Below are 13,765 nucleotides of genomic sequence, written 5' to 3'. Positions count from 1 at the left end.
CGAGACGCTTCGCGAAGGCGTACTTGGCGGTTCGTTTAATATTCTGTGCATCTTCATACAGAATTGGTATAAGGACAAATGACTAAGGACTAAGGACAAATGACAAATGACAAATGACAAATCCTTTTAAAAAACTGGCAATCGGTTAAACAAGATCCAATAAAAACCAAGCTGTTGGACTGCTTGGTTAAATTGTTCAAAATCCACAGGTTTAACGATGTAGCTATTCACCCCAAGCTGGTAACTCTCGATCATATCCTGGTCTTCAGCAGAAGAGGTCAGCACCACAACCGGAATCATTTGTGTGCGTGGATCGGATTTGAGTTGCCGTAAAACTTCTAACCCACTTATCCTTGGCAGTTTCAAATCCAGCAAAATGACTTTGGGTTGATTCGTCATCCTACGGTGCGCGTACTCTCCCCGACAAAAGAAAAAATCTAGGGCTTCGGCTCCATCTTCGAGCAGTTGAATATTGTTGCCAATTTTACCGCGACGTAATGCTCGGATAGTTAACTCAGCATCGGTGGCATTATCTTCAACTAATACAATGGAAAGTGCTTGCTCAAAATATGGATCAGTGGGCTGATCTATGGGTTGGTCACTCATGGGTTAATTTCCCCTTGAAGGGTGAAATAAAACGTCGCACCTCGATCGATCGCTGCTTCGGCCCAGATCCGCCCCCCGTGGCGTTGAATAATGCGTTGGACGATCGCTAGTCCGATCCCCGTGCCTGTAAATTCTTGTTCGCGGTGCAGCCGTTGGAATACCCCAAACAAATTATCTGCATACCGCATATCAAATCCTGCCCCATTATCTCTGATAAAATACACTCCTTCACCAGCCATAATCTCATAGCCTATTTCAATGTAGGCACTGGATTTGTAGCGGGTATATTTGATGGCATTTGACAATAGATTTAGCCAAACTTGTTTAAACAACGAAAGATCAGCTTGATAGATGGGTAAATCAGCGATCGCAAACTCAATTTGACGACCTTCAAAATCTGGGGCTAAATCACTCAGCACCTCTTGAATAATCTCATTCATAAAAACAGGCTGCCGGGACATTTCCTTACGATCTAGGCGGGATAGGTTCAATAGGTCGTCGATCAACTCACCCATGCGTTTGGCATTGTCTCGGACAATTTTCAGATAACGATTGCCTTCCGCATCAAGTTGCTCACCATAGTCTTCTTGCATAATTCTCGAAAAACCAACGATCGCCCGCAGTGGTGCCCGTAAATCATGAGAAACAGAGTAGGAAAACGCCTCTAATGCTTTGTTAGCAGCTTCCAATTGGGCAGTTCGTTGTTTGACCCTGGTTTCTAAAGACTGGTTCAGTTGATGCAGGGCTTCAATTGCCCTCTGGCGCTCCAATTCTGCTGCTGCTCGTGCGGCAAATACCTTTAGAATTACTTCTGTTCGTTCCGTATCTACCAGTGGTTGTACGTCAAGAATACAAAGATTACCAATTGGGTCGCCATTGGCATTTTTTAAGGAAATACCCAGATAACTCTCTGCCTGCATTACCACTAAGTCTAAGTCTTCCGGGAAAACTTGCTGAACAAGCTTTTTGCAGTAGAATAAGCCGTTTCTCAAGGCAAATTCGCATGGTGTACGGGCCGGAAAGTAGGATTTTTGTGGTTGTAATGCCCCATGCGCCCAAAAAGCTAGGGCTTTAAGTTCGCCATTTACTAGTTCGGTAACGAGGGCATAGCGGACGTGCAAGGCTTTGGCTATATGACCAACCAAAGCTGCGAAAAAATCTTGTCCTGTAACCGCAGCCGTTCCCATAACCAAATTTTGCAGCGTTGTTTCTGATCTTTTCAGATCCTCTTCCCGGCGTTTTACCTCACTAATATCCCGGATAATGGTAGATAAATATTCCAGACTGCCATCTGTTGCTTTATGAGCAATGATCATTTGGGAAACCGGAATTTCTCTGCCATCAATGTCCAACAAAGCGGTTTCACCCACCCAGGTACCATCTCGAATCGCCAGAGGAATACCCTGGTTTTGAATAATCTCTAATGCCCACTGGGGATGGTAGTTTAGGATGCTTAATCTAGAGAGGTCTGCATCCACTGGTTGCCCTACCAGTTTCCTAGCTTGAGCATTATTCCAGAAAACATTGCCTTGGGGGGTGGCCATGCCAATATGATCGGTGGATGCTTCGAGAATGGCAATTAAGCGATCGCGATCTTTTTCTGCTCTTTGGCGTTCGGCAATTTCAGCCCGTAAGGATTGATTCAGTTCTGACTGTTGCTTCAATAAACGGGCATTGTCAATGGAAATAGCTGCCTGAGTCGAAAGTAAACTGAAGATTTCAATTCGCTCTGGGGTAAATGCACTAGTGGTTAGATTATTTTCTAAAAGGACAATTCCTGTCAGTTTTCCCTGGTTTAATAAAGCAGCACAAAGAATCGATTTTGATTGGCGTTGCACAATCCAGGGTTCAGATTGAAAGTTACCGACTTGAGCCGCATTATTGAGGACGATGCTTTCTTGGGTGCGAACTACATAATTGATGAGGGCAGTTGGCAAGCAAGGAGTACTGTCTGCTGATATTGATTCCAGAGGAATTGATTGCAAAACAGCTATTTTCTCATCGCCAATCGATCCCATTGCCTCAATCTGCCATTTTTCTTGTGTTGGTAAAATTAGATAACCGGTTTGTGCCCCGGCATTTTCAATCAAGATCGTCATTATTTTTGCCAGGAGTTTATCTAACAAAATTTCACTGGCGATCGCTTGGGAGGCTTTCAATACTGTTTCTAAATCAAGTGCTTCTAACTTTCTAGAAGTCGATTCTGTAATGTCAACTTTTCCGATGTTAGTTCTTTCAGTTTGCACCTCTAGCAGTTGGGGATAACGTCTTTCCAAATCTTGGACTTTAGCCATTGCTCCCCAGCGTCGGTAGCCGTACCTTGCCTCTTGTAGATAGACTTTGGCGATCGCTATCCGGTTGTTTGCCAGATAAAATTTTGCTGCTAGTTCGTTGGCCAGGCTTTCTTCTTGGAGGTATTCGTTTTCTCTCGCCAGGGCGATGGCGCGATCGTAGGCATCCATTGCTTCTACTACTTCACCCAATACCCGATGCCATTCTGCTTCTACCAAATGCCACTTGTGTAGATAGTTCATCGGGGCATGGTGCGCCCAATTTTTCATTTTTGCCTGATTTTCTGCCACCTGCTCCAGCAACTCGGATTGTTTTGCTGTATCTGTGTTGGAATACACCGCCAGTCTGCATAGAGAATCGTAGAAGTGAAAGATGGCAACCAATGCCGCTCCGGTCATTGCTGGTAAGTACTCTTGGGCGAGGACAGCATTGCCAATTGCCTGATTTGTATCGTCAAATAAATAACAGAGAAATAATTTATTTAGGTAGAAATAGAACAAACCCCCGTGAAAATGGGTTTGTTGCATCTGGGATAGTCGGGTTGCTTCATCATAAGCTTGACCAGATAACAGCCCAGGATTCGGAACTTTCTGAACCAGGTTTAAAACAGTTTGCCAGCAAATCTCTACTAAATGAATCCCCGCCGAGTGCTTGATTTGTTTCACTGCTTGGGCATAACTTGTCAGATGTAATTGGAGTTCAGCCAGGGGTTGACCGATTGCCAATGAATTACCACAGAAATACATCGCAGCGTAGCCAGCAAACTCGAAATCGCCCTGCTCAATACCAACCTGATAGCAATCCTGAAGTGGCTTTAGGCTGTGTTTTAGGTGTGTCTTCCAAACATTAATCTGGTTGCTAACCGCGAATAGACTTCTGGCTTGAATGGGTTTGGCATCTAGGCGATCGAGCAGACTTACAGCTAGTTGACCAAATTGATATCCTGCTTCAATGTCCAATACAACTCCACAGAGAATAATCCCATAAGCGGCATAAGCAAAGGGAGCTAACATCATATTTCCGTACTCAATTAGCAAATCCACCATCTTGAGTACAACCAACAAAAATAGGGGAGGGACTGCCAAATAAGCTGATGCACACATACTTGTCAAAAGCTGCATTGCTGCCAGCACCTCTGGCTCAGACATCATTGGTAAGTCAACTAAATCTTCAATGCTTCTATTCGCCAATTTGGAGGCGGTTTCCGAGAGTGCCTGCTGAACATCTTCAAAGGTTGGCTGGATGGGGAGGTGAACTCCTAATTGCTGAAGTAGCTGTAAACTAATTTGAATTGCCTCTAGTAATTTACTTTGAGCAACATAAGTCTGAATTTTGACATCATAGACTTTTAAGCTGGCTAGTAGGGTTTTGGCGTGGTTAATTACCTGTTGGAACAGTGGCTCTACTTGCTCAAAATTACCGCTCAGATAGGCTGCTTCTGTTGTTGCACTATAGAGGGTAAGGGTAAAATCATAGTTTGTTTGCCAGCTATCGGTTGTCAGTAGATCCAAACCAGTTTGCAAATATTGCCACGCAGCATCATAAGCACCTGATGCCTTGGCTTTTTCTCCCGCCATCAAGTTTAAGCGAGACAAGTTATCCTGCTCGGATTGAGTTTTGAGGAGTTTTTTGCCCAGGTTCAGTTGGTTGGTAATATCAAAAATCTGGTGTTCTAAGTTTTCCCTTGGAGTTATTTGCAATAAGGACTGTCCGATTTGCCAATGGATCTTGCTTTGCTCGGCTTCGGGAATCAGGGAATAGGCTGCTTGCTGAATGCGATCGTGGGCAAATTTATATTCAATGGCAGGACAATTGCTAGGGAGTGGTACATCTAACTCAACCGATTTGTGGGCATTGCTTAGGGGTAGAATGAACTCTTGAGCGATCGCCATTCTTAAAGCCTGGGCGGTTTCTCGCTGGGATAATTCCGCAGTCAGTGCCAGAGTTTCCAGCTCAAAAGAGTTGCCAATGCAGGCAGCTAGCTGCAACACTTCCTGCGTATTTTTATTGAGCTTTTGAATCTTGAGAGCCATCAAATCGACAATATTATCTGTAATTCCCTGCTGCTGAATTTGCTCGATCGACCATTGCCATTTTTTGGTTTGGTGATTAAATTCCAGTAGCCCTTCAGTGTAGAGAGATTTCAAAAATTCGTTCATGAAAAAGGGATTACCACCAGTTTTTCGTTGCACCAGTTCAGCTAAAGACAGGGAATCTTCTGGTTGGCAGCGAAATGTATCAGCGATGAACTGATTGATATGATTTAGGCTCAATGGCAAAAGAGAAAGTTGGTTTACCACTCCTCCACTCTCCTGAATTTCCTCCACCATCTGAATGAGGGGATGAGCGGCATTAACCTCGTTATCTCGGTATGCCCCCATCAACAACAAAGATTGCCCTTTGGTCGCAGTAGCTAGTAGTTGGATCAGCTTCAGCGAGGCATTATCTACCCACTGGAGATCGTCTAAAAATATGGCGAGGGGATGTTCTGATTGCGTAAAAACGCGAATGAAATTTTGGAAAACTTGATGAAAGCGATTTTGGGCTTCCGTTGGTGGTAATACAGGTACTTCTGGTTGATTGCCTACAATCAATTCCAGTGCTGGAATCACCTGGGTAATAACTCGACTGTTTGAGCCGAGGGCAGCTAAAAGGTTCTGTCGCCATTGAGACAGCTGCACTTCGTCTTCAGACAGTAATTGTTTGATCAGTGACTCTAAGGCTTGAGCGATCGCAAAATAAGGGATATTGCGCTGATACTGATCGAATTTACCAGAAACAAAGTACCCCCGTTGTTGCGTAATCGGCTGATAAATTTCCTGCACTAAAACTGACTTACCAATACCAGAGTATCCTGCTATCAACATCACTTCAACATGAGAAGCAGACGCGGGTAAATCAGAGTTATCTTTCCCTGCTACTCTTTCAAAGGACGCTAATAACATCTCCACCTCCCTTTCTCTGCCATAGAGTTTTTCAGGGATATGAAACTTATCAGAAATATCCTCTTTTCCTAGCAAAAAAGACTCAATTCTTCCCGTGTGTTGTAGCTGTTTCAGGCACTTTTCTAAATCATTTTTAATTCCCCAGGCGCTTTGATAGCGATTTTCTGCTGTTTTTGCTAATAGTTTCAGTACAATTCCTGAGACTATCACAGGAATTCCTGAATTGATAAAATGGGGTGGAACAGGTTCCAAAGCTAGGTGATAATGAATTAACTCCAGCGCATCACTGGATTCAAACGGCAATCGATGGGTCAACAGTTCATAAAAGGTAACACCTAAAGAGTAAAAATCAGTTCTATAGTCCAAAGAACGGTTCATTCTGCCTGTTTGCTCTGGAGATATATAGGCTAGTGTTCCCTCTAATGTCGGTAGATTTCTGAGAGTTAATATCTCCCGCGACAATACAGTTGAAATACCAAAGTCAATAATTTTAAGTTGTTGTGTTCTTGGATTAAAAATAATATTAGATGGATTGATATCTTTATGAATGATATTTGCTGTATGAATTGCACCCAAGGTTTCAACAATCTGAATGGCTATTTTCAGGAAATCTGTTAATGAAAACTGTGTTTTTGCTATGATCTTTGTTAAAGATTCGCCCCCAAAATCTTCCAGAATAATGACAAAACTCCTTTGATATTGTTGCAAACTATAAGCCTGGATAACACCTTCCAATGACAAGCTACGTGTAATTTCGTATTCGAGCTTATAGCGTGTTATTTCTTCTGGTGTCGGGTAGTCTTTCTTTAAAACTTTGAAGATGACAGGCAAGTTATTCTGCTGATTAATTCCCCGATAGACTCGTGAATTAGCACTTTCATGAATTTTTATATGAATTTTATATTCAGGAATTTCCAGCATGGTTAAACTGCCTACAATTGTTAGATACAAAGATAAATTTAGTATGAGGTAATTTTAAATTTCTGATTTTGGATTAAATTATTTTAGAATACCAAATATAAGAAATTTTTAAAGTAAATAAATTTAAACATGAGAACAAAGGTAAAATCATAAATCCTAAAAATTTTTTATTCAGAGCCACCGCTTTGAGCCAGAGAATAAATCTAAAATCCAAAATCACTTGACTCACAAACCTGATTATACAAGTTTACTGAATAGTTCCCAAGGAGATTGTGGGGTATGAATGAACTGTTGAACATCCTGATTGTTGAAGATTCAGAGGAGGATGCTATGTTAGTTATTCATGAATTGCGTCGCGGTGGTTTCAATCCAAACTGGCAGCGTGTGCAAACAGACAAGGAACTACAAATAGCACTCAATAGTCAGACTTGGGATGTGATGATTTCAGATTACCGACTGCCAGGATTCAATGCTCCTGCGGCTTTGGAAATAGCAAAGCAGAGCCAAAAAGATATTCCTTTTATTTTGGTTTCCGGCACAATTGGCGAAGTACTTGCTGTAGAAATGATGAAAGCGGGTGCAAATGATTATGTCATGAAGGACAACTTAAATCGATTGCCAGAGGCAGTGCGTAGAGAACTTCGGGATGCACAGGTGAGAGCGGAGCGCAAACAAGCTCAAAAGCTGTTACAAACATTAGCGTCTAATATACCCGGAATGATTTACAGCTTTGTTCAGTATTCTGATGGTTCTATTGCCTTTGATTACATCAGTTTTGGCTGTCTGGATCTTTTAGAGTTAACGCCAGATCAAATTTTAGAAAATGCCTCTCTTTGCTTTGTACAAATTCATCCCGATGATTATCCAGGATGTTATGCCGCGGCCAACGAGAGCGCTCAAACTTTAAAACCATTTTCTTACGAGTGGCGATTAGTTACACCTTCTGGCAAACTCAAATGGGTACAGGCAAGCGCTCGTCCAGAATGTCGAGAAAATGGGGATATTGTCTGGTATGGTGTTTTATTAGATGTGAGCGAACGGCAAGTTGCACTTCGCGATCGCAAACAAGCACAAGAGTTAATTATCCACAACTCTTTACACGATCCCTTAACGGATTTACCAAATCGCACACTTTTGATAGAGCGGCTAGAACTAGCCATCAACCGAGCTAAACGATTAGAAACCTATCGTTATGCCGTCTTGTTTCTAGACCTAGACCGATTTAAAGTGATCAATGACAGCCTCGGACACCTGGCTGGAGATCAACTGTTAAAGAATATTGCTCACAAACTAAAAACTCATCTGCGGGAAGTTGATTTAGTTGCTCGAATTGGTGGTGACGAATTCGTAATTTTGCTGGAAGATATTTCTGATATTGAAAAAGCTATTCAAATTACTGAGCGTATGCTCATAGATTTTCAAACACCATTGATACTTAATGATGCTGAAGTAGTTATCAGTACAAGCATCGGGATTGTTTTAGGAACAAACGAATATTCTCAAGCCTCCGATTTACTCCGAGATGCCGATATTGCTATGTATCAAGCCAAAGCTCAAAGGAGAAACTCGTATAAAATTTTTGATGTCAAAATGCACACTCAAGCCGTAAATCGACTAACTATAGAAACCGATATTCGCAAAGCTATCGAACGAGAAGAGTTTGTTATATATTACCAGCCAATTGTTGACATACTTGGGGATGAGCAAAGCAAAGCAGGACGACTGATTGGATTTGAAGCATTGCTGCGCTGGCAACACCCAACTCGTGGGTTAGTCTTACCGAAAGAATTTGTCTCTATCGCGGAAGAAACGGGGTTAATTGTGCAAATTGATCGCTGGATGCTCTACAAAGCTTGTCAACACCTAGCAAACTGGAAAGCAAAGTTTGCTACTCACTTCCCAATAAAGGTTAATATTAACCTTTCTGTTCAAGACATTCGCCAAGGAAACTTAATTGAATACATCGATCAAATACTAGCCCAAACAGGTTTAGAAGGCGACTGTATAACCCTAGAAATTACTGAAAGTATGCTAATTGAGAATATTAGTCAGACGATTGATTTATTAAGCCAATTAAAGTCTAGAAAAATTCAAATTAGCATTGATGACTTTGGTACTGGTTATTCGTCGCTCAATTATCTCCATCGTTTACCTGCTAATAATTTAAAGATTGATCGCTCTTTTGTAAGTCAGATGCAGCAAGGAAACCGTAATTATCAGGTAGTTAGTACTATTATTGCTTTAAGCAATCAACTCGGATTAGCCGTTGTTGCAGAAGGTATCGAAACACCGCAGCAACTTCAATGGTTACAGGAACTGGGATGCGAATTTGGTCAAGGCTATCTATTTTCTAAGCCTCTAAGCCACCAGACAGTAGAAGCACTTCTGACGACAAGTAAAATTTTGTATTATATCCTCTGATAATTGCGACTGACTAATGGAAAACTAGCCATTGGTAAATTTTATACCATAATTTTTATAAGCAAATTAGGCTACTATATTTCTGATAATTGACTATTCACAATCGGCAAATTAATGTTGTGGATATAGAATATTCATGATAAATTATCGCTGACCTTACTATATAACTTAATAATTAGCCTCTAGCAAAAGATGTTTTTAAAACTGAAAAAAATCTATCTAGAGATAAATTACTAAAACTTGAAAACTAGCTTAGGGTATGTAGAGCCTCTGCAATAAGTATTGGTTGTTCTTAGACATTTTCATGCCTCATATTCATTATTCCCAGTTACTGCGCTATGGAATTGTTGTATTAATTGTCACACTCGCATTAGTGTTAATGTTGATGCTAGACCCTTGGTTAAGCATGAGTGGAACTCCTTTCTTGCTGTTTTTTGGCGCTGTAATGGTGAGTGCTTGGTATGGTGGTTTTAAATCAGGGCTATTAGCAACTTCCTTGTCTGCATTACTGAGCAATTACTTCTTTCTCCCGCCAGTTTATGAGCTGAGTTTTGACCTATCTAATTCTGTGCGAATTGGGTTGTTTGCATTACAAGGATTACTCTTTAGTATCTTATGTGAGGCATTAAAGACTGCTAAAAGACGGGCTGATAGAAATCTCCAACAGCTAAGAGTTAGTGAGGAGAGATTTCGATTAGCGTTAAGCAGTTCAGATATTGTGGTCTTTCAACAAGATCGAGATTTGCGATATCAGTGGATTCATAATCCTCAAGGTCTAGATACTGCTGAGGAAATGTTAGGTAAGTCTGATGATGAATTATTTCCAGCTTCAGTAGCAGAGCAATTGAAGGCAATTAAGCTGAGGGTAATAGAGACTGGTATCTCAACCCGTGAAGAGGTTTATTTGACAACTTGCGGAGAATATCGTTACTATGATTTGCTGGTTGAACCACTGAAAGATACAGACAATAGTATTCATGGTGTTACTTGTGCGGCTGTGAATATTACAGAACGCAGGCAGGCTGAAGAAAAACTCCGCTATATCGCGCAAGTTAGTAGTGTCCTATCGACTTCGCTAGATTATGAAGAAACCTTAGAACAAATTGCCAAAATTTCAGTTCCCCAGCTAGCTGATTGGTGTAGTGTTGACATTTTAAATGAAGATGGTTCCATTCGCCGCCTACCAATTGCCCATGCAGACCCATCGAAAGCAGAGTTGGCGCGTAAACTTCAGGAGTATGCAACAGATTACAAGGGTGCAAGTGCAATTACTAGAGTACTGCAAACCGGGCAAAGTGAATTAATCTCAGAAATATCTGACTCGCTATTAGTGGCAAGCACTCAGAATCAGGAACATTTAGAACTTGTCCGACAATTGGGGATGAAGTCTGTGATGATTGTGCCCTTAATGGCACAAGGGCGAGTACTCGGCACAATTAGCTTTGTCAGCACGCAATCAAACCGTCGCTACGATCGCACTGACCTCACTTTAGCAACAGAGATTACTCACCGTGCAGCCTTAGCAGTAGAAAATGCCCGACTTTATCAAGATATCCAACACGCTTTAGTCCATTACGCCGAATCTCTATCTCTTCTAGATGCACTGTTAGAAGCCGCTCCTGTTGCCGTATGCTTTTTGGATCGGGAACTGCGATATCTCCGAATTAATCAAGTTTTCGCTGACATTAATGGTTTGACTATAGAAGAACATCTAGGACGCAAATTTGGGGAAGTATTACCAGCAATGGCGGCTGAGGAGGAGCAACAGTTACAGCGCGTCTTAGATACTGGAGAACCACTGCTGAATGTAGAAATTAGCGGTGAGACAAGGGAACAATCCAGACGTTACGGCTACTGGCTGGGCAACTATTACCCAGTCAACAACGCAATGGGCGAAACGGTAGGAATTGGGATTATTTTGGCAGATGTGACAGCAGCCAAGCAAACAGAAGTGGCTTTGCGAGAAAGCGAAGAAAGATTCCGGGCAATGTTCGACCAGGCAGCTGTGGGTATTACCCTGGTAGCATTGGATGGAAAATTTATTCAGGTTAATCCTGCCGTATGTGAAATTACTGGGTACAGCCCTGAAGAGTTAATGCAAATAACCTTTAAGGAAATTACCCACCCTGACGACTTAGCAGTTGACTTGGAAAATGCTCGGCGAGTTTTAGCAAAAGAAATTAGTGGTTATTCCCTAGAGAAGCGCTACATCCGCAAAGATGGTTCTATAGTTTGGGTAAACCTAACTTCATCAGCAGTTTGGGATACTAACGGACAACCAAAGTATGCGTTAGGCATTATTGAGGATATTAGCGAACGGCAAGCCGCGCTACGCGAACGCAAACGAGTTGAAACAACACAACAGTTTTTAGTCGAGGCCAGCACCTTACTCGCTGCCTCATTAGATTATGAAATTGCCTTAGAAAGTGTGGCTAATCTCGCAGTTCCTACCTTAGCTGACTGGTGTATTGTAGATGTTTTCCAGGAAGATTGGTCAAGTAAACAAATTGCGATCGCAATTGCCGATCCCACAAAACTAAATACTTTAGACGAAATCCGGCGGCGTTATCGACCCAAAACCAGAGCCAAACAGCTTGTACGGCAGCTACGGCTAGGTATATCTGTCTTTTATCCCAAATTATCTGACTCTCATCTGGTAGAGATGGCTGAAGACGATGAACATTTGCAATTACTGCAAAGTCTGGGTATTTGTTCTCTAATGGTGATTCCAGTTCGTTCCCGTGGGCAATTATTTGGAGCAATCTCTTTTTTCACAGCCGAGTCAAGTAGGTACTACAAACAAACAGACTTAGCCTTAGCTGAAGATATTGCTCGTCGGGCGGCGACAGCTATCGACAACGCCAGACTATACCAAGAAACTCAACAGGCAAAACAGGGCGCTGAAAGGTCTGTCAATCGCACTATACTTTTACAAAGAATAACCGCCGCCCTCTCAGAAGCCTTAACTCCTCAACAGGTAGCCGATGTCGTGGTGAACCAAGGAATTGCTGCCTTGGAAGCTACTAGTGGTTCTGTTGTCTTACTTACTGAGGGAGATACTACCCTAAAAGTTGTGCAAGCAATTGGCTATCCACAAACACTCATCAATACTTGGGCAACTTTTCCCATCACATCACCAAACCAAATAGCAGAAACAGTCAGAACTGGGCAGCCGATTTTTTTAGAAAATTTAGCAGCTATGATTGCTAGATATCCAGATTTAGCAAATGTTGTGACTGTTATAGGGAATAATTCTTGGGCTTCCATTCCCTTGATAGCAGAAGGCAAAGTAATTGGGGCACTGGGATTAAGCTTTACCACTGGACAAATATTTAACGAAAAAGACCGGGGATTTATGTTAACGCTGGGACAGCAGTGTGCCCAAGCGATCGCTCGCGCTCAACTTTACGAAGCCGAAAAGACCGCCAGGGACCAAGCTGAGACAGCCAATCGCATTAAAGATGAATTTCTCGCTGTCCTTTCTCATGAACTCCGAACTCCCTTGAATCCGATTTTAGGGTGGGCAAAGTTACTCAGAACCCGCAACTTCGATGAAGCTACTAAAATTCGGGCATTGGAAACAATCGAGCGGAATGCCAAGTTACAAACTCAATTAATTGGAGATTTACTTGATGTTTCGCGGATTTTACAAGGTAAAGTCAGGTTAAATCTCTATGCAGTGGATTTGAAAATAGCGATCGCAGGTGCATTAGAAACGGTGCGTTTAGCAGCAGAAGCCAAGTCGATTCAAATTCAAACGGTTTTAAGTAATGATATCGGCAAAGTCCTCGGCGATAGCGATCGCTTACAACAAGTAATGTGGAATCTCCTCTCCAATGCCGTTAAATTCACACCCACAGATGGACGAGTAGAAGTGCGTCTAGAACAAGTTGGCTTAGATGCTCAAATTCAGGTAATTGATACAGGTAAAGGAATCATCCCGGAATTTTTGCCCTACGTCTTTGATTACTTCCGGCAAGCAGATGCTAAGACAACCAGAGTATTTGGCGGGCTGGGATTAGGGCTGGCAATTGTACGTCATTTAGTAGAACTTCACGGTGGTACAGTTCAGGCAGAGAGTCTAGGAGAAGGGCAAGGCGCTACTTTTACAGTCAGACTACCTTTGCTGAAAAATTCTGAATTGCGAGTCAGCAGCGATGAGGTTTCTGAAGCAGAACTAAGTAGTGACAACACATTACTGGCTGGGGTACAAATCCTGCTTGTAGACGATCAAGCTGATGTGCGAGAGTTTTTTAGCTTTGCACTAGAACAATATGGCGCGACTGTAACAGCAGTTGAATCAGCAGCCGAAGCACTAGAAATATTAATGCAATCAAACCCAGATATTCTGTTAAGCGATATTGGAATGCCCTTAATGGATGGCTATATGTTGCTGCGTGAGGTGAGAAAATTACCGCCAGAGCAAGGCGGGCAAATTCCTGCGATCGCACTGACAGCTTATGCTGGAGAAATTAACTACAACCAAGCAATGGCAGCAGGATTTCAAAAACACCTACCTAAACCCGTAGATCCAGGGGAATTAGCCACAGCGATCAATAATATAATTCGTAATTCGTAAT

At 42.2% G+C, this 13,765-nt stretch carries 4 protein-coding genes; 2 read left to right on the top strand and 2 right to left on the bottom strand.

Annotation, left to right across the window (positions count from 1 at the left end):
* Window positions 1–126 precede the first annotated feature (126 nt).
* Together H6G86_RS04485 and H6G86_RS04480 are read right to left on the bottom strand one after the other, a co-directional pair.
* Window positions 127–606, bottom strand: a complete 480-nt coding sequence (locus H6G86_RS04485) for a response regulator (RefSeq protein WP_190933304.1) — start codon at window positions 604–606, stop codon at window positions 127–129.
* Window positions 603–6,764: an AAA family ATPase gene (locus H6G86_RS04480; protein WP_190933303.1), complete on the bottom strand. Its 6,162-nt coding sequence runs from the start codon at window positions 6,762–6,764 to the stop codon at window positions 603–605. Before H6G86_RS04480 ends, H6G86_RS04485 begins: the two co-directional genes overlap by 4 nt.
* Before the next feature lie 279 nt (window positions 6,765–7,043).
* Between H6G86_RS04480 and H6G86_RS04475 the strand changes: the two genes are divergently transcribed.
* A complete protein-coding gene (locus tag H6G86_RS04475) occupies window positions 7,044–9,185 on the top strand; it encodes an EAL domain-containing protein (protein ID WP_190933302.1) in 2,142 nt (713 codons plus the stop codon).
* A gap of 304 nt (window positions 9,186–9,489) precedes the next feature.
* Complete coding sequence (locus tag H6G86_RS04470) at window positions 9,490–13,764, top strand: PAS domain S-box protein (protein ID WP_190933301.1); 4,275 nt, start codon at window positions 9,490–9,492, stop codon at window positions 13,762–13,764.
* Window position 13,765 lies beyond the last annotated feature (1 nt).

It is taken from the genome of Nostoc sp. FACHB-133 (assembly GCF_014698055.1).
In the GTDB taxonomy this organism is placed as follows: Bacteria; Cyanobacteriota; Cyanobacteriia; order Cyanobacteriales; family Nostocaceae; genus Nostoc.
Note: the sequence above shows the minus strand (reverse complement) of the source record. Positions and strands in the feature narration are given on the sequence as shown.

What these genes read in the sequence shown, in the direction of transcription:
- H6G86_RS04470 (WP_190933301.1), top strand. Translation starts at nt 9,490, where the DNA reads ATGCCTCATATTCATTATTCCCAGTTACTGCGCTATGGAATTGTTGTA.
- H6G86_RS04480 (WP_190933303.1), bottom strand. Translation starts at nt 6,764, where the DNA reads ATGCTGGAAATTCCTGAATATAAAATTCATATAAAAATTCATGAAAGT.
- H6G86_RS04485 (WP_190933304.1), bottom strand. Translation starts at nt 606, where the DNA reads ATGAGTGACCAACCCATAGATCAGCCCACTGATCCATATTTTGAGCAA.
- H6G86_RS04475 (WP_190933302.1), top strand. Translation starts at nt 7,044, where the DNA reads ATGAATGAACTGTTGAACATCCTGATTGTTGAAGATTCAGAGGAGGAT.